This is a genomic window from Lysinibacillus fusiformis, assembly GCF_016925635.1.
GTDB classification, from domain to species: domain Bacteria; phylum Bacillota; class Bacilli; order Bacillales_A; family Planococcaceae; genus Lysinibacillus; species Lysinibacillus fusiformis_F.
Window position 1 is genome coordinate 2,831,634 of sequence record NZ_CP070490.1, and the last position, 20,433, is coordinate 2,852,066.

The window sequence follows — 20,433 nt, forward strand, 5'->3', positions numbered from 1 at the left end:
TCACTGTCTTTTTTCATGCGATGATTCTATTTTGCTCGCTTTTGCATATAGTAGTAAAAAATGCGAGGGTGATAGATTATGGAATTGAAAAAAAGAAAAGATCAATGGACGAAGGAAGATGATGAAAGACTAGCAGAAATCGTATTGCATAATGTGCAGAATGGCAAAACACAGCTAGAGGCATTTGAAATGGCGGCCATAGAACTAGGTCGTACAAAACAAGCTTGTGGTTTCCGCTGGAATAAAACTTTGCGTGGGCAATATAGTCAGTCACTATTAGCTGTGCGAAATCAGCCTCAACAATCTATGCGAAGTCACTTGAAATTAGCGTTGACAAGTTTTGACGAATTAACCGAGGCTTATCAAACACTTGAAATGAAGCACCGTGAATTGCAAAATGAACATGATAAGTTAGTGAAATGGCTTCAACAAGGTTATTCATTAATGAAAGATTAACGTTATAAGTATGTGGCTTTTGGAACATGAATGACATTGCTTTTCTTTCCTGGAGATAAAACCCTTTCTGTATATCGTCAATAATCGGTCTATCCTGTATAATAAAAGAACCTGCGTAGAAGGTGCCTTAGATGTATTCTGAGGCACCTTATTCTTGTAGTTTTATCTTGATTCAGCGAATGTCTATTATTCAGAGTTGAAGCGTCAGATGGGGTTTTAAAGTCTGTTGAATAGGAAACACCCCAACAAATGCGCCACGTTCTGTGATGGTGTGAACAATATCGTGTTGCGCCAAAGTATTCGGTGAATGTCACAGCTTGTTTCGAGCGTGCTTGAAGCAAGCTAGATGTAATGACGTCGAAGTAATAATGAGCAGTAAAGATGGAAAGGGTGTAGACAATGAAAGTAGCGATAATTGGTGCAGGAGCAGTTGGTCAATTAACAGCAAGTTTTTTAGCAGAGTTTGGTGTGTCGGTGACGTTGGTTGCGAGAAGGCAGGAACAAGTAAATGAACTAAATGCCAAGAAGTTAACACGTATCAACGTTGATGGAACTAAAACTGTGCAAAGGGTTATTGCTACTACAGATTTGGCTAATTTACCAACGCACGATTTACTAGTGATTGCTGTTAAATACGGACATTTGCAAAAACTATACAAACCATTAGCTTCATTTCCAAATGATACGCCATTACTTTTTATGCAAAATGGCTTAGCGCATTTTGAGGAGGCACTAACCTTACCGCAAAAAAATATTGCCTTTGGTTCGGTGACCTTTGGTGCTCAATTGTTGGACCAATTAACGGTTCAGCATAGAGGAATAGGTCAATGTAAAATAGCGATAGAACGAGGAGAGCAGCAGGTCTTTCAAAAGCTACTACAATTACAGAATTCCCTATTTCCTATTGAATTGGCTAGTAATGCAGAGCAGATGCTTTTTGAAAAAGCGGTGCTTAATAGCTTAATAAATCCATTAACGGCTGTATTGCAAGTGAAGAACGGGGAGTTAGTGACTAATCAACAAGCGTTTTTACTTATGGAAAATATTTATCGAGAGCTTACAGAAGCTTTTGGAGATATTGAACACACCATATCTTTTAGTGATGTGATAGACTTATGTAGGAAAACGGCCAACAACACTTCATCTATGCTAGCGGATCGTCTACAGGGTCGAAAAAGTGAAATCGAAACAATTGTTGGTGTCATTCTGAATAAAGCTTTAGCAAACGGTCATAATTTACCTACTTTGCGTACTTTATATCACCAAGTACTTGCAATAGAGGAGAGCGGTGAATAACGTTGAAAGACCTTTTACATATAGTTATTAGTATCATTATTTTTTGTCCAATTGTTCTTTTTGTCATTGTTTATCTGGTTAGCAGAAAAGTTAAAATTCGTGGCACACATGCTTTTGGAGCAGCTTCTGATGTCACGACATTGTGCTTGTTTTTTTCTGTTCCGTTAGCTATTGGTGTGCTTTGGCGTGTAAATGTAGGGGCGCTTTTGGTGATACTTGCAATAATGATGGCCATGATTTTTACATATATTGATTGGCGGACTAAAAAGGAATTAGAAGTGAAGCCATTATTAAAGAAAATTTGGCGCTTTTTATTTTTAATACTTAGTACAGCGTATCTAGTAATTTGTATTGTGGGTGTCATTCAATCCATTGTGGAATATTTACAGGTTGTCTAAGCATTTTCTTTTCATGTTGAAGCTTTAAGCGTTAAAATAATAGCATTAAAATAGTTATAAAAATCATTCTATAGGAATGAGAATATTGATTGAATTCATAAACCTTAGTACTAGAAGCATAGTTCAGTGACATGGACGAAGTGCAAAGGCGGTCTCGAATTATTTATCTTGACCCAACACAGGTTTTTGTACCGAAAGCGAAAGCGGGTACAGAAAAATCCTTCTTGAGGGAGAGGGATGGCTTATTTCAACAAGTATTCAAATGCTTGCTGAAACATCGTCAAAAAGTGTTTGATGCCCCGAAGCCGCTAATGATGTCGCGGATTTTTCGAGCTATCTGAAAGTCGAGGCGACATTAAAAGCAACGTGTGCATAGTATGAATGAAATTCAATGTCTCGTTATGAGTAAGGAAATGATTTAGTGAGTAGAGGAGTTTATGTTAAATGAAACTGGAGTCAATCCAAGTACCTATAAAAAATCATGTGCTAGCAGATTACTGGTCGCCAAATACTGCCATTCATCAATTTTTTGAGTATGATTACAATGATCAAGCTTTTGAGAAAAGAGCGGAGCATTTAGCGCGATATACCCGTGACCAAAAAGAGTTAACAGCAATCATCCGTCAATTTATGGAGCCACTCGGGTTATCCCAAAAAACGAATGAGCATTTAGAACAATTAGAGCAAGGAGCTATGGTAATAGTCGGTGGACAACAAGCAGGTATCTTAACTGGCCCTCTTTACTCCGTTCATAAAGCTATTTCAGTTATTGCATTAGCGAAAGAGCAAAGCGCAAAGCTTCAACAGCCTGTTATCCCTGTTTTTTGGATAGCTGGAGAAGACCATGACTTAGAAGAAATTAATCATACCTATACAGTGCATGGGGAATTGCTAAAAAAGCGAACTTATGGTGAACGCTCTAGACGTAAAACGATGGCTTCTGCAACAGCCTTAAACAAAGAGTCAATGACGCAATTAATTAATACGATTATTCGAGATATTGGGGAAACAGAGTATACAGAAGCGCTGATTAAGCAATTAGTTGACGCGTTGAACGGTAGTGAAACATTTACGGATTTCTTTGCCTGTCTAATGCATCAATTATTCAAAGAGGAAGGCTTATTATTGATCGATGCCGCCAACTTTCAATTCCGTCAATTTGAAAGCAAATATTTTGCACAAATCATTCAATCCAATGAAGAAATTGCTAGAGTCGTAACGGAAAAGGAAGAGGAGCTTGAGCGTGCTGGCTATGGTAAGCCTATTTTGGCAACATATGAAGCCGCTAATTTATTTTATGTAGAGGATGGGGAGAGACATCTTTTAGAAAGAAAAAATGATCTGTTTGTTAATTTAGCGGCTAACCTCAAATTTACACAAGAAGAGCTGTTAGAAATAGCGCTTAATCATCCTGAACGTTTAAGTAATAATGTAGTAACTCGTCCATTGATGCAGGAGATGACATTGCCAGTATTAGCGTTTGTTGGCGGACCAGGAGAGTTAGCTTATTGGGCAACACTGAAAAATGCATTTTCAGCTTTAGACTTACAAATGCCCATTTTTGCTCCACGCCTTCATATCACCATTGTCACTCGTCATGTAGAGCAATTATTACGTGAGCATCAACTAACTGTTACTGACGTATGGGAAGGAAAAGCGTTGCAAATGAAAGAACGCTTTATTGCAGATGTACAGGACATTGAAGCCAAACGTCAAATTCAAGCTATGCAGCAGTTGTTAACAGAAAAATATGAGGAGTTAGCCTCCTATTTAGAGAAACAGCATTTGCATTTAGATAAAATTCTTGAGAAAAATCAAGAAAATCATGCAAAGCAATTTGATTACCTGCAGCAAAAAATTGAACAAACTGTATTGAGTAAGCATGAAACGACTATTCGTAAATTTATGACACTGCAAAATGAATTGTATCCGAATGATGGTTTCCAAGAGAGAACCTTTAATCCATACCAATATTTCAATGAGTTTGGACCTATGTTAATTGCTGAAATGCTGAAGCAAAATTATAGCATCGGTAAACACCACTATTTACTTTATTTATAAAATCAATAAATAGATACTTTATACCTAAGTGGTAATTTGATATCATGTGAATTTGATGAATTATGTCGAGATAAATAGTATTTAAAGAGCTATCCTACTAAGGGTGGCTCTTTTTTTGTATCATTTAGCTTATATCAAAAAAATCCCTAAAGGTCTAATTGCACATTAAGAGATAAAATGTCAAGTTTTTTTTAAAAAAAGTGGAGGAAAGTGGGGGGATGTGGTACATTATTTAATAAAGTGGGGTGAGTAGTATGTTCATGGGAGAATATCAACACTCCGTTGATGCGAAAGGGCGATTAATCGTACCGGCAAAATTTCGTGAAGCTTTAGGCGAAACGTTTGTTGTCACAAGAGGTCTCGATAACTGTCTATTTGGCTATCCTATGAATGAATGGCGAAAACTCGAAGAGAAATTAAAAGGTTTACCGATGACCAAAAAGGATACACGAGCATTTGCAAGGTTTTTCTTTTCTGGAGCAACAGAGGTAGAAATAGACAAGCAGGGGCGTATCAATATCCCAGCTACTCTTATGCAACATGCACATCTAGTGAAAGAATGTGTGGTGTTAGGAGTTTCAAATCGAATTGAGATTTGGGCTAAGGATGCTTGGGAAGCTTACTTTAGTGAGTCTGAACAATCTTTTAATGAAATTGCAGAAAATATGATTGGCTTTGATTTTTAACTTTTATAGGCATTACAACGTGATAGTTGAATGAGGTTAAGGCCTGAGAGGAGCGAGTGGTATGTTCGATCATACAACCGTGTTATTAAAAGAAACTGTTGATGGGTTGAACATAGATCCTGATGGTGTATATGTGGACTGTACATTAGGCGGTGCAGGACATAGTGAATATCTAGTACAACAATTATCAGATAAAGGCCGTTTAATTTGTTTTGATCAAGATATGACGGCTATTGAAAATGCGAAAATTCGATTAGCACCTTATATTGAGCGTGTTACATTTATCCATTCGAATTTCCGTTACTTAAAGGAAGAGCTATTAGCTCATGGTATTGAGCAGGTTGATGGCATTTTATATGACTTAGGCGTATCTTCTCCACAATTAGATACACCTGAAAGAGGCTTTAGCTATCACCATGATGCACCACTTGATATGCGTATGGATCAAACCGCAACACTGACAGCATCAGAGGTAGTTAATCAATGGGCATACGAAGATCTAGTTCGTATATTTTTCCGTTATGGCGAAGAAAAGTTTTCCAAACAAGTAGCGCGTAAAATTGAAGAGGCTCGTAAAATAGCACCGATTGAAACAACAGGTCAACTTGTAGAATTAATTAAAGAGGGTATTCCAGCAGCGGCACGCCGAAAAGGTGGACATCCGGCAAAGCGCATTTTCCAAGCAATAAGAATTGCTGTCAACGATGAGCTAGGCGCAGCAGAGGATTCATTAGTCGATGCGATTGATATGATTAACGTAGGGGGGCGCATTAGTGTCATTACGTTCCATTCATTGGAGGACCGCCTATGCAAGACAATCTTTAAGGAAGCGTCATCATTACCGGAATTACCACCAAATTTACCTGTAATTCCTGATGACATGAAGCCAACTTTAAAGCTTATTACACGAAAGCCCATTATTCCTTCTGAGGAAGAATTGGCAGTTAATAATCGTGCGCGTTCAGCGAAGCTTAGAGTGGTGGAAAAAATTAACGACAAAGGGCGTGAGTAAATGGCAGCAGTTCGTGTAAGGCAACAGCACCAACATCAACAAGTGCAACAACCGATAACACCACCAAGTCCACAACCCACTATCATACGTCGTAAAAAAACGAACCAAAAGTTTGAAAAGACAATGCTAATTGTTTTAGTTGGTATTATTGCTGTATTAGGAATACTCGTGTTAAATAAACAAGCAGCGATTCAAACAACAAGTATAGACATTCAAAAAATCGAATCAGAAGCAGAAGAGATTGCGAAACAGAATGTTGACTTAACGGTTCGTGTAAGTGAACTTTCTACATACGAAAACATATGGAAAAAAGCCAAAGAACTCGGTTTAACTCAAAATGAGAAAAATGTAAAGGTAGTGCCGGGAGAATGAAAAAAAAGAGATTTCGATTCCAATGGGGAGCCTTTCTATTATTAATTTTTTATGGAGGGCTCTTTTTTCTATTATTTACAAGAATGGTGACATTACAGGCTACAGGTGAAGTAGAAGGACAAGAGCTTGCAGCGAGAGCAGCAGCTAAGTATGGAAAAGAAAGTGTGATTACAGCCAATCGTGGGAAGATTTATGATCAAAATGGACAAGTGATTGCGGAGGATACATTAAGTTATCGCATGATTGCCATTGTAAGTGAAAAGGCTACAACAGATCCTAAGAATCCACGACATGTAGTGGATTCCGAGAAAACGGCAAAAGTTCTAGCAAAATATATTCCAGCGATAAAGGAAAAGGAAGACGAGATTGTTAAAAAACTGAACAATCGATATAGAAGTGATGGTGAACCTTTATATCAAGTTGAGTTTGGTAGCGCAGGTCGTGGCATTAGTCACGAGGTCATGAGTAAAATAAAGGAAGAAAAATTACCAGGAATTCTATTTGTGAGTGACTTAAAACGTTATTATCCAAATGGTGTATTTGCCTCTCATTTAATTGGCTATGCTCTGAAAAAAGATAATAAAGATGGCACAGTCACTACAAAGGGAGAAATGGGCCTAGAATATACGTATGATAAAGAACTTACAGGCGTTAATGGCAAAGTGGAATATGAGACAGATGCTTTCCGCTATTTACTTCCGAACAGTGAGAAAATGATTACACCTGCTAAAAATGGGGATGACATTTATTTAACGCTCGATAAAACAATCCAAAGCTTTTTAGAGGAAGCAATGACAAAGGTAGAACAGGAATATAATCCTGAGTCTATGACCGCAGTTGTAGCAGATCCAAAAACCGGGAAAATTTTAGCGATGTCACAGCGTCCTACATTTAACCCAGAAACACGTGATAGTCAAAATATGAAGTGGCTGAATGAGGTAATTGAGGAAACAATTGAGCCTGGTTCAACGATGAAGACATTCACGCTTGCCTCTGCTATTGATACAAATACATGGGCTCCAAATGAAAAATACCAATCGGGTTCTTATACAGTACATGACCGAACAATTCGAGACCATAACCAGGTTGGATGGGGACTAATCCCTTATTTACAGGGGTTCCAGCGTTCATCGAATACAGCCATGGCCCACCTATTAAAATTGATTGGCGATGATGTCTTTGTTGAATATTTAGACCGCTTTGGCTTTGGCCACAAAACAGGAATTGATTTACCGAACGAAGCAGCAGGTACTATTTTATCGAAGTATCCTATTCAACGAGTGACAACAACATATGGACAAGGGTCAACCGTAACACCTATCCAAATGATCCAAGCCATGACTGCCATTGCGAATGATGGTAAGATGATGCAGCCATATGTTATCGACCGTATCGTTGATTCCTCAACAGGAAAAGTTATTCAAAATCATGAGCCGGTAGAAAAAGGACAGCCAATAAAAGCTGATACAGCGAAACAAGTGCGAGAAATCCTTGCTTCTACATTAACCTCTGAATATGGTACTGCGAAGGATTTTGTACTAGAGGATTACGAGGTTGCAGGAAAGACGGGGACAGCCCAAATACCAAGAGCAGATGGTACTTATTCTTGGGGTGCTAACCAATTCCTATATTCATTTTTAGGAATGGCGCCTGTTGATGATCCACAGTTAATCATGTATGTCTCAGTAAAAAAACCTAAGCTAAACAATGAGCTTGGATCTGTACCAGTATCAAAAGTCTTTAATCCAGTTATGTTAAATAGTTTAAAGCACCTTAATATCAATCCAGATGACGTGCAGCATGTTAATAAAGTCAGCATTCAAGATTATACAGGTCAAAGTGCTGAAGCGGTTGAAGTAGAATTAGGAAATGATGGATTACAACCAATCGTTGTTGGCAGTGGTGGTAAAATTATTGAACAATATCCGACGAACAGTCAAAAGCTCGTAAAAGGTAGTTTGGTATTTTTAAAGACTGATGGCGAAATAACATTGCCAGACTTTACGAATTGGTCGTTACGTAATTTACTAGTCTTCAAATCCATGACTGGACTAGAGATGGAAATATTCGGTGAAGGCTTTGTAGCCAGTCAAAGTGTTTCAGCTGGAACCGTCATTACTGATAGTTCACCGATTGTTGTCAAGCTCAAAACACCTGCTGAAAGCTTTGTACAAGATGTTGAAGCTGCCTCTGAGGGTGAAGTTGAAGAAGTAGAGGATGAATAACACTGAATAGAAGTCCACTTTATTTCATACGTTGTAAAAAACAAGGTGTGATGTCGAATGAAGTGGATTTCTATCCATTCTAAAAAGCGTTTACGTATTTTATATGTGTTGTTTATGTGTGTAGCAGTGGCGATCGTTGTTAGGTTGTTCTTTTTGCAAGTATTAGATCAAAAAGATTTGACTACCAAGGCAGAGGAGAATTGGGACAGAGAAATTCCATTTGCGAATGAACGAGGGCATATAACAGATCGAGATGGAGAGAGTATTGTAACCAATAAGCTAGCACCCACTTTATATTTTATGCCCTCACAAAGTAATGATATTGAAGGGGCTGCTGAAAAAATTGCGCAAGTTCTAGAAGTGGATAAAGAGAAGCTATTAGAAAAAATGCAAAAAAAAGCTTACTTAGTGAAGCTAGCGCCTGAAGGCAAAAATATTTCTTATGAAAAAGCGGTAGAATTACAGGGTATGCAAATTGAAGGGCTATATAGTGGTGTTGATTATTCTAGGGATTATCCTTACGGCACGCTATTATCTCGATTTTTAGGTTTTACGGGCTATGATGCCCAAGGATTAGCTGGAATTGAATATGAATATGATAAATTCCTGCAGGCTAATTCTTCTGCTATCCGTCTCTTTACAGATGCAAAAGGTAATAACTTACCTAATGTTTCAAGTGCTTGGAAAGCAGGAGAGGATGGTGCAACGATCGAGCTAACAATTGACGTCGATGTACAACAAGTCGTGGAGCGTGAAATATCGCAAGCTATGAAGCGCTATGAAGCTGACCAAGCATTGGCTATCGCTATGGATCCAAACACTGGCGAAATCTTGGCATTAGCCTCTTATCCGACTTTCCATCCAGCTGAATATCAATTAGTAGAGCCAGCCATCTACAATCGAAATTTACCCGTATGGATGACGTATGAGCCAGGTTCTACCTTTAAAATTATTACCCTGAGTGCCGCGTTGGAAGAAAACTTAGTGGATTTGGAGCATGAAACTTTTTATGACCCAGGTTATACAATGGTGGCGGGAGCAAAGCTTCGTTGTTGGAAACGTGAAGGACATGGTCATGAAACATTTTTAGAGGTAGTTGAAAACTCTTGTAACCCAGGATTTATAGAATTAGGTCAGCGTCTAGGCAATGAGCGACTACTACAATATATTAAAGATTTTGGTTTTGGAAAAAAGACAGGTTCTAATATAGCTGGTGAAGCATCTGGGATTTTATTTTCTAGGGAAGCCTTTGGTCCTGTTGAGCAAGCCACCACTTCATTTGGGCAAGGGGTAGCCGTGACACCTATTCAGCAAGTTCAAGCTGTTGCTGCTGCCATTAATGGAGGCAAGCTTTATACGCCATATGTTGTGAAAAAGGTATTTAATCCAAATACAGGGGAAGTTATACATGAAACGGAACCAGTTGTGAAAAATCAGGTGATTCGTGAGGAGACCTCTGCTAAGGTTCGCGGTGCATTGGAATCGGTAGTGGCGAATGGTTCAGGGCGACAAGCCTTTCGCGACGGACTGCGAATTGGTGGTAAGACTGGAACAGCACAGAAAGTTGAAAATGGCCGTTATAAAAGTGGTGAATACATCGTATCTTTTATAGGGTTTGCACCAGCAGACAATCCACAAATTGTTGTCTATGTAGCTGTTGACAATCCGAAAAAGACAACACAGTTTGGTGGCGTTGTAGCAGCACCTATAGTGGGGCAAATTATTGAAGATGTTGCACCTTTTGTAGGTATTGAAAAATCGAAGGAACAACTTGAAAAGGATTATCGTTATGGTGATCCAATTACTGTGAAGGTACCGAATTTTATTGGTCAAACGAAGGATGATATTGCCAAGCAATTTTACCCATTCCGCATTGAATGGCATGGAGAAGGGACTAAAATTGGTAATCAGTTACCTGAAGTGGATAGTGTTATCAAACAAGATGGTACCATTCATTTATATTTGGAGAACTAAAATAACTTTACCTTTAAAAAATGGGAAAGAACCACTATTATTATGAAGGGTAGTAATAAATAAATGAAAGTTAATGCTTTTTTCTTAAAGAAGAAAGTGAAACAAGATTTAAAGGAGATTTTTCAATGAAACTCGCAACAACACTTACCATTTTAGCTCTTGCTTTTATAGTAACAGTTATCCTGGCACCAATTAGTATTCCACTTCTTCGTCGTCTAAAATTTGGGCAAAGTATTCGAGAAGAGGGGCCAAAATCACATATGAAAAAAGCTGGTACACCAACAATGGGAGGCATTATTTTCTTAATATCCATCCTCCTAACAACTGTTGGTGTAGGTAGCTTTTTAGATTTATTAACGACACAGACCGTAGTACTTTTATTAGTATTAGCAGGATTCGGCTTAATAGGTTTATTGGATGATGGTTTAAAGGTTGTCTTTAAAAGAAATTTAGGTTTAACCTCTCTTCAAAAATTGATTGGTCAAATTGTTATTGCAATTCTTGCGTATTTCCTTCTAGAAGTAGGGTCATTTGATAAAACACTAGCCATTCCATTTACGGAGTGGACAATTGATCTTGGCGTATTCTATGTAGCCTTTTTAATTTTCTGGTTAGTAGGCTTCTCCAATGCAGTAAATTTGACGGATGGACTAGACGGGCTAGTGGCGGGTACTGCTTCCATTGCCTTTGCAGCATTTGGTGTTATTGCGCTATTCCAAAGTCAGGCAGATATTGCACTATTTTCGTTTGCTGTAACAGGTGCTTTATTAGGCTTTTTATTATTTAATGCCAATCCTGCAAAGGTATTCATGGGGGATACGGGGTCATTAGCATTAGGTGGAGCATTAGCTATGGTATCTGTCTTAGTAAAAGAAGAGTTCTTGCTTTTACTAGTCGGCTTAGTGTTTGTTATCGAAACACTTTCCGTTATTTTGCAGGTAGGTAGCTTTAAGCTTCGAAAAAAGCGTATTTTTAAAATGAGCCCTATTCATCATCATTTTGAATTATCAGGTTGGTCAGAGTGGAAAGTAGTGCTTGTCTTCTGGTCAACTGCCTTAGCAGTAGCATTAATTGCAGTCTTATCGGAGGCGTTCTAATGAAAAACTATACAGATTTACAACATAAAAAAGTGCTTGTGTTAGGTCTAGCCAAAAGTGGTGTGGCCGCTGCTGAAATTTTACACGAGCTTGGCGCATTTGTAACAGTTAATGATTCGAAACCATTTGATGAAAGTCCTGATGCACAAGGATTATTACAGAAGGGGATTACAGTAATTTGTGGTCGCCATCCTGAAGATTTACTTGATGAAGGCTTTGAATTAGTGGTTAAAAATCCAGGAATACCTTATAGCAATCGAATTGTGGCAGATGCTCTTAGTCGAGAGATTCCAGTCTGGACAGAGATTGAGCTAGCTTATTTAATTAGCGATGCACCATTTATTGGTATAACAGGTTCGAATGGTAAAACAACGACGACAACTTTAATATTCGACATGTTAAATAACGGCAGTAAAAATCCATTAATTGCTGGAAATATAGGGACAGTAGCTTGTGGTGTTGCAAAAGAAGCTAATAAAGATGACATCATTGTAACAGAATTGTCTTCATTCCAATTGATGGGGATTAAAACGTTTAAGCCTAAAATTGCTATTTTGACAAACCTTTATGATGCACATCTAGATTATCACGGAACATTTAATAATTATGCTGAAGCGAAGTTTGGTGTTACTCGAAATCAAGATGACAGTGACTATTTTATTTATAATGCTGACCAACCGATAGTGGTTGGATACGCAGCACAATCTAATGCACAAAAAATTCCATTCAGTTCAAAGGGACGTACTACAAACGGCATTAGTGCAGATGATACAACAATTTATTGGCAAGGCGAACCATATATGGATCGTGCCAACATTGCCCTACCTGGTAAGCATAATTTAGAAAACATCTTAGCAGCCGTAGCAGCTTGTATTTTATTTGGCTGTGACAAAGAGAAGATGGAAGAGGTTTTAGCGACATTTGGTGGAGTGAGACACCGTACACAATTTGTACGTGAGTGGGATGGTCGAAAGATTTACAATGACTCCAAGGCAACCAATTGTTTAGCAACAAAGAGTGCTTTAGATGCTTTCCAAGCACCTGTCATTTTACTCGCAGGTGGCTTAGATCGTGGACATTCTTTTGAAGAACTTCGCCCTTGTATGAATCATGTAAAGGGTGTTGTTGCATTTGGAGAAACTGGCTTACGCTTTGTCGAATTTGCAAAATCGTGTGGTGTTCAACAAACCGTCATTGCACAAAATGTAGAAGACGCTGTTCACTATGCAGCACCGATGTCTGCAGAAGGAGATGTTATTTTACTATCTCCAGCATGCGCAAGCTGGGACCAATATGACAGCTTTGAAATACGTGGAGATGTTTTTATTGATGCTGTAATGAAGCTGTAATGAGCCTGTAACTATTTTAGAATATACTTGACTTGGAAGGATGGCATTACTGAGAGGTAAAGAAAGCTACTTATTGCTCGTCACAACTTTGATGCTATCAATAATCGGCATTATTTTCGTCTATTCTGCAGGTACCTATTGGAGTGCCGTTCATTATAGTGGAAAAATGCCGTTTTATATGAAGCAAAGCATATACTTTGTTGTAGCCATTGTCGTATTTTTAATCACGATTCGATTAAATATTTTGAGAGAGCAGTCCTTTTGGAAAATGGCCTATATATTTTCGTTAATTTTACTCGTTCTTGTACTGATTCCTGGTATAGGACTTGTGCGAAATGGTTCCCAAAGCTGGATTGGTGTAGGTCCATTAACAATTCAGCCAGCAGAACTAACGAAAATTACCGTCATTGTGTACTTGAGCCACATATTAGCACAACATAAAACAGGCAAGCCAGTTGTTAACTGGCGACATGGGTTCATCCTGTTATTACCTGTAGTTCTCATCATGTTGCAGCCGGATTTTGGCTCAGTATTTATTCTTGTTGTATCTGTGTTTTTATTATTTTTTGTCGCTGGTTATCCTCTAAAACTATACGCCATGATTATGCTAGCAGGGGTTGCTGGGTTGGTAGGTCTCATTGCGACAGCACCATATCGTCTAAAGCGTATAGAAGCATTTCTTGATCCATGGGCTGATCCCTTGGTTAGTGGGTTCCAAGCGGTGCAATCTTTAATGGCAATCGGTCCAGCAGGGATTTTTGGACATGGCTTTGGACAAAGCCGACAAAAGTTTTTGTATTTACCAGAGCCTCAAAATGATTTTATTTACGCCATTATTTTAGAAGAAGTCGGATTGATTGGTGGCCTCTTTATTTTAGCGCTTTTTGTACTAACGATCTATGCAGGCTATAGATTTGCTGTACAGGCTAAAAACCGAACGTCCTATTATGCGATTATCGGGCTTGTCACAATGCTCATGGTGCAAGCTTTTCTAAATATAGCCGTAGTAATAGGTTTAGTGCCAGTAACGGGTGTCACATTACCATTTATTAGCTACGGTGGAACATCTTTAGTAACAATGTGGTTAATAATAGGTATTATTTATCAATTAGCGAAATAAATATAAAGGAGGAGTACTTTTTTGGAGAAAGTAATTGATATAGAAGATCGTATACCTACGCTAAAAAAGCGACGAAAAAAGCGTACAAACCGGAAATTTATAGTGCTAATATTACTTTTCTTTATTGTGTTAGCAGTACTCCTTTATTTTCAATCTCCATACAGTAACATCAATAAGATCACAGTCAATGGCGCAAAGCTAGCGAATGACCAGTATTATGTGGAGGCAAGTACTCTTGCACCAGGTAAATCAATGTGGAGTTTCAAAGTGGAAGATATTGAGCAGATTTTATTAAAGGATAAATGGGTTAAAGAAGCACATGTTAAACGTAACTGGTTACAAGGCGTAACGATTGATGTTAAAGAATGGAAAAAAGTTGCATACTTAGCTGGGGACGGCACTTATTATCCTTTGCTAGAAAACGGCAAACGCTTTGAACAAACAGGAAATGATACGCCCATTGATGCACCTGTTTTTATCGGGATAACCGGTGAAAAGACCATTAATAAGCTTGTTGAACAGCTAGCACAACTAAAGCCAGAAGTATTAGCTTTAATTTCCCAGGTTAACACGAATAGTAATGAGGCGAATCCCAATGCAGTCAAGCTTTATATGAATGATGGCTATGAAGTTCGTGCTGTTATTCAGACACTAGCGCAAAAGTTAAATTACTACCCCTCTATTGTCGCTCAAATTGCCAACTTAGAAAAAGGTGTGATTGATTTAGAGGTCGGTTCATACTATCGTCCTTTTAACGAGGAATACAACAAGATTAGTATTGACATGGAAGCGAATGCAGATGGGGAATTGGTTAACCAGGAAGTGACGGACAATGAACAACAAGAAGAAGAATAGCAAAGGGAGTTTTTTTACTAGAAAACAATTTGAATTACTAATTGTTTGTGTAACAACAGGATTTATCATCGGCTATTCATACAACCAGGCGAAAGACAATCGAGAAGCAGGTACTATTGATTCTGAGCTTTTTGAGCAAGAAGATTCTTATCGTGAGGAGCTAATCACACAACAAGAGCGCAATAAAGAACTCACTGAAGAACTAAATAATTTACAAGAACAGATTCGAAAGTATGAAAAATCCTTTGCTTCAAACGAGAAAGACTATAAGAAGCTTGTTGAGCAAGCAGAAGATTTACGGCTATTGCTTGGTGAACTAAAGAGTGAGGGGAAAGGAATACGTATCACCCTCCAGGATGGGGACTATGATCCAAAATCCTTGAATCCAAATGACTATATTGTCCATGAAAGTCATGTTTTTAAATTGTTAAATGAACTGAAAATTTCAGGTGCACAAGCTATCGCCATAAATGGACAACGTGTGATGGCTAGTTCTTATATCCGCTGTAATGGACCTGTGATAACCATTGATGGCACACAACATCCAGCTCCGTTTGTGATAGAAGCAGTTGGCGATTCAGAAACATTAATGGCTTCTTTAAATTTAAACGGAGGTGTAGTGGATCAGTTATTAAATGACAATATTGTGGTGTCATTAGAAGAAAATCAAAAGCTTTCAATGCCAAAAGTAAAAGTAGAAAGTTAAGGACAAGCTCTATAATTCAAGTTTAAAGTCTAATTTAGCCTCCAGTTACATAGTCGATTGTAGATATATATTACAATTTAAAATCGTATTCTGAGGGGCATACGATACGTCTAGGAGGGGCTATTTTGAAAAGAAATATGTACACCCGAATAACGATCGTGCTATTTATTATCGGTTTGATGATAGCGGTACAATACAATACCATACAAAAACCAGCTGAGCGAGATACACGAGATATTTGGGCAATAAGAGAGGAATTAGCACAAGAAAAGCAAAGACATTCCGCATTACTGGCAGAAATTCGCTCACTTCATGAAGTAGTGGATCGCTATGAGCAATCTGAAAAAGTAAATCAGCAAGCAGCCTTAAATGAAACATTAAATCGTTTAAAGTTGCAAGCAGGATTAACAGAAGTTATTGGACCAGGTGTCGTACTTCGTGTTGAACCTGCACCTGAACTGATTGAAATGGGCTATGAAATTAAAGAAATTTCACCCGATTTGTTAACTCAATTATTAAATACCCTTTTTAAGAACGATGCTACTAGTGTCGCAATCGATGGTAATCGTGTAGTACAAACGACTGCCATACGGGATATAAATGGTAAGACAACAGTAAACAGTATACCACTGTCTTCACCTTCTTTTGAGCTATTTGTTGGGACAAGCAATTATAAAGCAGCACAAAAAATGTATAATTCATTGCAGGCCTCAACATTTATAGACTCATTTTATTTAGACAATTTTAATTTAGTAATTGAAGAACCAAATGAACAGTTACTAATTCCAGCATTTGATCAGCCGTTGACAAATGATTATTTAGCAGAGGTAAAAAAAGGAGATTAATATATGTGGCTACCATTTTTAGGTTTGATATTTGGACTTGCCCTTGGCTTGTTAACAAATATACAAATCCCCTCTATGTATGAAAATTATCTGTCAATAGCTGTTTTAGCAGCTTTAGATACATTATTTGGAGGTATTCGTGCTCAATTACAGCAAGTTTACGATGATAAAGTTTTTGTATCAGGATTCTTTTTTAATATAGTTCTAGCAGCAGGATTAGCTTTTATAGGAGTGAATTTGGGGATAGATTTGTATTTAGCAGCCATTTTCGCTTTTGGAGTACGTTTATTCCAAAATATAGCAATAATTAGGCGGATATTACTAACTCGGTTAGATGAGAAACGTCACAAGCGAAAAAAAACTTCCATAGAATGAGAGAAAAATTGACCAAAATACTCGATTTGCTTAGACATTATGCCAAATTTACAATAGAATGAAAACAAGAGCATTTTTCAAGGAGGTGCAGCGAATTGAATCATCAAGATTTATACATTTCCCTTGATATTGGGTCCTCCTCTGTCAAGGTATTAATAGGTGAAATGAGTGACGGGCAATTACATGTAATTGGCGTCGGAAATGTAAAGTCGAATGGCGTTCGAAAAGGTGCAATTGTTGATATTGATGCAACAGTACAATCTATTCGAAAAGCAATAGAACAGGCTGAACGTATGACAGGTTATCAAATCCATGAAGTCGTTTTAGGCGTTCCAGCTAACCAGACGATGTTACAGCTAGTTAAAGGTGTTGTCGCTGTAAATAGTGAAAATAGAGAAATTACAGATGATGATTTAGACAGAGTGGTAGAATCTGCACAAGTCATGTCAATACCTCCTGAACGTGAATTAGTTAACATCATTCCAAGACAGTTTATTGTAGACAACCTTGATGAAATAAAAGATCCTCGTGGTATGATTGGCATCCGTCTAGAAATGGATGCAACAATGATAACAACATCCAAAACGCTTTTACACAATGTTCTTCGCTGTGTCGAGCGAGCGGGTTTAAGTATACGAGAAATATATTTGCAACCATTAGCATCAGGCTACTTTGCATTAACAGAAGATGAAAAAAACCAAGGAACTGCCTTTATTGACTTAGGTGGCGGATCTACAACAATCACAGTATTTGAAGAGGGATTATTAACGCATACGGGTGTCATACCAGTTGGTGGTGATCATATAACGAAAGATATTTCAATCGTTTTAAAAACACCAACAGAACAAGCAGAACAAATTAAACACCAGTTTGGACATGCCTTCTATGATGACGCTTCTGATGACGAGCTCTTTGAAGTGCCTGTCGTAGGTACAGATTCTACTGATCAGTACAGCCAACGCTATATATCGGAGATTATCGGTGCTAGATTAGAAGAATTACTAGAGTTAGTTATTGATGAATTAGCACGTTTAGGTGTTAGAGATTTACCAGGTGGAGTTGTTTTAACTGGTGGTGTTGCAAAGCTTGAGGGGATTGCCCAATTAGCACGTCAAATTCTACAAACGCGTGTTAGAATCTATACACCCGATTATATCGGTGTTAGAGAGCCTTCATTTGCGACGGCAGTTGGACTTATTCGTTACGCCTATTTAGAAGATGATTTTTACGGTAAAAGTACGAATACGCAGCCTGTTGAATATGCAGTTGTAGGGGCTCAACCAGCTATAAGCAAAAAGCAAGAGTATTCTGCACCTTCAGAACCAAAAGAAAGCGTAATTGGGAGAGCAAAAAAGTTATTTGATAAGTTTTTTGATTAACTAGAATGCGTAATGAATGATACAGAGTCGAGTTACCGTGGGAGGAAAAAGATATGTTAGAATTTGATACAAGTGTTGATGAACTTGCAGTAATAAAGGTCATAGGTGTTGGTGGCGGCGGTAACAACGCTGTCAATCGAATGATAGAACATGGTGTACAAGGTGTTGACTTTATCGCGGTTAACACGGATGCACAGGCATTAAATTTATCCAAAGCGGAAGTGAGGCTACAAATTGGGGCTAAATTAACGCGTGGATTAGGTGCAGGTGCAAATCCTGAAGTAGGAAAAAAAGCTGCAGAAGAGAGCAGAGAGCAGCTAGAAGAGGTTTTACGAGGTGCAGATATGGTATTCGTGACTGCTGGTATGGGCGGTGGAACGGGTACTGGTGCAGCGCCAGTGATTGCACAAATTGCTCGTGAATTGGGAGCTCTTACAGTAGGTGTTGTAACACGTCCATTCACTTTTGAAGGTCGTAAGCGTCAAACACAAGCAATCGGTGGAATTGGCGGTATGAAAGAATCAGTGGACACATTGATTGTGATACCAAACGACAAGCTATTACAAATAGTTGATAAATCAACGCCAATGTTAGAAGCCTTTAGAGAAGCCGATAATGTTTTACGTCAAGGTGTACAAGGTATTTCAGATTTAATTGCTACACCTGGTCTTATTAACTTAGACTTTGCAGACGTGAAAACGATTATGTCTAACAAAGGTTCAGCCTTAATGGGAATTGGTATCGCAACAGGCGAAAACCGAGCTTCTGAAGCGGCGAAGAAAGCTATCTCAAGTCCATTGCTTGAATCATCCATTGATGGCGCTAAAGGTGTTCTTATGAACATCACAGGTGGTTCAAATCTTAGCTTATTTGAAGTACAAGAAGCGGCAGATATCGTAGCTTCAGCGTCAGATGAAGAGGTAAATATGATTTTCGGTTCTGTCATTAATGAAAATCTTAAAGATGAAATCATTGTTACGGTCATTGCGACAGGCTTCACAGAGGAAGCTTTACAGCAACAACGCCCTACAGCAAAACCGACACTTAACATGAACAGACAATCTGCTCCACAGCAACAAGCACCAATTCGTGAACAACGACAAGAAATGCATGTTCAACATGAGCAGCCACGTCAAAATCAGCAAAATTATGCACAGGATGACATGCTTGAGGTTCCTGCATTTTTACGTAACCGCAAAAATCGTGGTTAACTAACTTCTAAAAAGCTCGTATTTTACATATGTAAAATACGAGCTTTTTATATTGGCTGTCATGATGTTCAAATGTGTAAGGAAACCATGTTTTTTGTCAAAACATTTTTAGGAAATGATGCGATTGTTTGACAATATTTGTGGGAGTAACGTGCTAACTTTGTAAGTAGGAGGCGGCTGTTATGTATGGAGAATGGCTGGTGCTCATTAATACGCTTTTTAATCTAGCGATACTCACGTTTACGGCAAGAGTAACAGGAGTCCTTGTAAAAAATTTAAGATTATTAATGAGTTCTATTTGTAGTAGTTTTGTAGCTGTCATTGGCGGTCAAATGCTGTGGACGACAATTCTTAGTTTTATATTGTTAATTGGTATAGCGTTTCACTTCAAGATTCGAAGTTTTCAGAAGCAAGGACCGATTGTGTTAACAGCAACGATCGTTATTGGCGGATTGTTAACAGCTCTACAACCTTTTTTAAAAAATCTTTCTGCCACCCATTTCATTATGATTTGCTTTTTGCTTGCCGTTTTAAATCTTGTTGCATTTTATAAGCAATGGGGTTTTGTAAAGTTAGAACGCTTAAGTGGTCAATTTGTATTTGATACAACTTTAACAATCTTTGGGGCAAAGATACCACTTTCTGCCTTTGTAGACACAGGAAATCAAGCCATTGAGCCATTATCAGGAAAACCGGTTCATTTCGTTTCCTATACTGCTTTGAGGCCACATTTACCTTCAGCGTTCCGGGAATCATTAATGGAATGGCAAGAAACAGATCCGTACAATGTATCTATGTTTTCAGAAGATTATCAGCGTTATATACGATTTATTCATGTCAATACCGTACAACAGCAAACCGTTGTCCTTGGTTTTCGCTTTGATGAGTGGCATATAAAGGGGGAGCCATCGCAAGTGAAAATGAATGAATATATCGTTTTAACCAAAAAAGCTAAAAATTTTCCACATAGCACAGCAGCAATTTTACATTTTTCAGCGCTTTCAAATAACTCATAG

General features: G+C 38.2%; 19 protein-coding genes. All 19 read left to right on the plus strand.

Annotated elements, in window-relative coordinates; all coding sequences use genetic code 11:
• Positions 1-78 precede the first annotated feature (78 nt).
• The 19 genes from JTI58_RS13770 to JTI58_RS13860 all read left to right on the plus strand — a co-directional run bounded on the left by JTI58_RS13770 (position 79) and on the right by JTI58_RS13860 (position 20,433).
• Entirely contained in the window at positions 79-456 is a 378-nt protein-coding gene (locus JTI58_RS13770) for a transcriptional regulator (protein ID WP_016992546.1), read from the plus strand.
• A gap of 399 nt (positions 457-855) precedes the next feature.
• Complete coding sequence (locus JTI58_RS13775) at positions 856-1,752, plus strand: ketopantoate reductase family protein (protein ID WP_205441800.1); 897 nt, start codon at positions 856-858, stop codon at positions 1,750-1,752.
• Between the two features lie 2 nt (positions 1,753-1,754).
• Positions 1,755-2,150 carry a DUF3397 domain-containing protein gene (locus JTI58_RS13780; protein ID WP_205441803.1) on the plus strand — a complete coding sequence of 132 codons (396 nt, stop codon included), beginning with the start codon at positions 1,755-1,757 and terminating at the stop codon, positions 2,148-2,150.
• Between the two features lie 444 nt (positions 2,151-2,594).
• Positions 2,595-4,211: a bacillithiol biosynthesis cysteine-adding enzyme BshC gene (bshC, locus tag JTI58_RS13785; protein ID WP_205441805.1), complete on the plus strand. Its 1,617-nt coding sequence runs from the start codon at positions 2,595-2,597 to the stop codon at positions 4,209-4,211.
• Positions 4,212-4,465: 254 nt separating this feature from the next.
• Positions 4,466-4,897: a division/cell wall cluster transcriptional repressor MraZ gene (gene mraZ / locus JTI58_RS13790; RefSeq protein WP_004224832.1), complete on the plus strand. Its 432-nt coding sequence runs from the start codon at positions 4,466-4,468 to the stop codon at positions 4,895-4,897.
• A 61-nt stretch (positions 4,898-4,958) separates the two neighbouring features.
• Positions 4,959-5,909 carry a 16S rRNA (cytosine(1402)-N(4))-methyltransferase RsmH gene (gene rsmH, locus JTI58_RS13795; RefSeq protein WP_205441813.1) on the plus strand — a complete coding sequence of 317 codons (951 nt, stop codon included), beginning with the start codon at positions 4,959-4,961 and terminating at the stop codon, positions 5,907-5,909.
• Positions 5,910-6,281: a cell division protein FtsL gene (ftsL, locus tag JTI58_RS13800; protein ID WP_205441822.1), complete on the plus strand. Its 372-nt coding sequence runs from the start codon at positions 5,910-5,912 to the stop codon at positions 6,279-6,281.
• On the plus strand, positions 6,278-8,506 hold the full coding sequence (locus tag JTI58_RS13805; RefSeq protein ID WP_205441824.1) for a penicillin-binding protein: 2,229 nt from the start codon (positions 6,278-6,280) through the stop codon (positions 8,504-8,506). Before ftsL ends, JTI58_RS13805 begins: the two co-directional genes overlap by 4 nt.
• 57 nt (positions 8,507-8,563) lie before the next feature.
• Positions 8,564-10,480, plus strand: a complete 1,917-nt coding sequence (locus JTI58_RS13810) for a stage V sporulation protein D (RefSeq protein ID WP_205441826.1) — start codon at positions 8,564-8,566, stop codon at positions 10,478-10,480.
• Positions 10,481-10,605: 125 nt separating this feature from the next.
• Entirely contained in the window at positions 10,606-11,577 is a 972-nt protein-coding gene (mraY, locus tag JTI58_RS13815) for a phospho-N-acetylmuramoyl-pentapeptide-transferase (protein WP_205441828.1), read from the plus strand.
• Positions 11,577-12,926 (plus strand): UDP-N-acetylmuramoyl-L-alanine--D-glutamate ligase, encoded by a 1,350-nt coding sequence (gene murD / locus JTI58_RS13820; RefSeq protein WP_205441830.1) that lies wholly within the window; start codon positions 11,577-11,579, stop codon positions 12,924-12,926. The genes mraY and murD overlap by 1 nt, the downstream gene beginning before the upstream one ends.
• Positions 12,927-12,966: 40 nt before the next feature.
• Positions 12,967-14,046 carry a putative lipid II flippase FtsW gene (gene ftsW / locus JTI58_RS13825; RefSeq protein WP_205441832.1) on the plus strand — a complete coding sequence of 360 codons (1,080 nt, stop codon included), beginning with the start codon at positions 12,967-12,969 and terminating at the stop codon, positions 14,044-14,046.
• 21 nt (positions 14,047-14,067) lie between these two features.
• On the plus strand, positions 14,068-14,901 hold the full coding sequence (locus JTI58_RS13830; RefSeq protein WP_205441834.1) for a cell division protein FtsQ/DivIB: 834 nt from the start codon (positions 14,068-14,070) through the stop codon (positions 14,899-14,901).
• Entirely contained in the window at positions 14,879-15,607 is a 729-nt protein-coding gene (locus JTI58_RS13835; RefSeq protein WP_205441836.1) for a DUF881 domain-containing protein, read from the plus strand. The genes JTI58_RS13830 and JTI58_RS13835 overlap by 23 nt, the downstream gene beginning before the upstream one ends.
• 125 nt (positions 15,608-15,732) lie before the next feature.
• The gene (locus JTI58_RS13840) at positions 15,733-16,452 is read left to right on the plus strand and encodes a DUF881 domain-containing protein (protein WP_243456034.1); all 720 of its coding nucleotides are present in this window, start codon (positions 15,733-15,735) and stop codon (positions 16,450-16,452) included.
• Positions 16,453-16,455: 3 nt separating this feature from the next.
• Complete coding sequence (locus JTI58_RS13845; protein ID WP_004224852.1) at positions 16,456-16,827, plus strand: small basic family protein; 372 nt, start codon at positions 16,456-16,458, stop codon at positions 16,825-16,827.
• 95 nt (positions 16,828-16,922) lie between these two features.
• Positions 16,923-18,206, plus strand: coding sequence for a cell division protein FtsA (gene ftsA / locus JTI58_RS13850; RefSeq protein ID WP_205441838.1), 1,284 nt, complete (start codon positions 16,923-16,925; stop codon positions 18,204-18,206).
• A 53-nt stretch (positions 18,207-18,259) separates the two neighbouring features.
• A complete protein-coding gene (gene ftsZ, locus JTI58_RS13855; protein WP_205441840.1) occupies positions 18,260-19,417 on the plus strand; it encodes a cell division protein FtsZ in 1,158 nt (385 codons plus the stop codon).
• Between the two features lie 182 nt (positions 19,418-19,599).
• Complete coding sequence (locus tag JTI58_RS13860) at positions 19,600-20,433, plus strand: sigma-E processing peptidase SpoIIGA (RefSeq protein ID WP_205441842.1); 834 nt, start codon at positions 19,600-19,602, stop codon at positions 20,431-20,433.

Coding starts and splice junctions, on each gene's coding strand:
- JTI58_RS13770 (WP_016992546.1), top strand. CDS start 79: ATGGAATTGAAAAAAAGAAAAGATCAATGGACGAAGGAAGATGATGAA.
- JTI58_RS13775 (WP_205441800.1), top strand. CDS start 856: ATGAAAGTAGCGATAATTGGTGCAGGAGCAGTTGGTCAATTAACAGCA.
- bshC (WP_205441805.1), top strand. CDS start 2,595: ATGAAACTGGAGTCAATCCAAGTACCTATAAAAAATCATGTGCTAGCA.
- mraZ (WP_004224832.1), top strand. CDS start 4,466: ATGTTCATGGGAGAATATCAACACTCCGTTGATGCGAAAGGGCGATTA.
- rsmH (WP_205441813.1), top strand. CDS start 4,959: ATGTTCGATCATACAACCGTGTTATTAAAAGAAACTGTTGATGGGTTG.
- ftsL (WP_205441822.1), top strand. CDS start 5,910: ATGGCAGCAGTTCGTGTAAGGCAACAGCACCAACATCAACAAGTGCAA.
- JTI58_RS13805 (WP_205441824.1), top strand. CDS start 6,278: ATGAAAAAAAAGAGATTTCGATTCCAATGGGGAGCCTTTCTATTATTA.
- JTI58_RS13810 (WP_205441826.1), top strand. CDS start 8,564: ATGAAGTGGATTTCTATCCATTCTAAAAAGCGTTTACGTATTTTATAT.
- mraY (WP_205441828.1), top strand. CDS start 10,606: ATGAAACTCGCAACAACACTTACCATTTTAGCTCTTGCTTTTATAGTA.
- murD (WP_205441830.1), top strand. CDS start 11,577: ATGAAAAACTATACAGATTTACAACATAAAAAAGTGCTTGTGTTAGGT.
- ftsW (WP_205441832.1), top strand. CDS start 12,967: ATGGCATTACTGAGAGGTAAAGAAAGCTACTTATTGCTCGTCACAACT.
- JTI58_RS13835 (WP_205441836.1), top strand. CDS start 14,879: ATGAACAACAAGAAGAAGAATAGCAAAGGGAGTTTTTTTACTAGAAAA.
- JTI58_RS13845 (WP_004224852.1), top strand. CDS start 16,456: ATGTGGCTACCATTTTTAGGTTTGATATTTGGACTTGCCCTTGGCTTG.
- ftsZ (WP_205441840.1), top strand. CDS start 18,260: ATGTTAGAATTTGATACAAGTGTTGATGAACTTGCAGTAATAAAGGTC.
- JTI58_RS13860 (WP_205441842.1), top strand. CDS start 19,600: ATGTATGGAGAATGGCTGGTGCTCATTAATACGCTTTTTAATCTAGCG.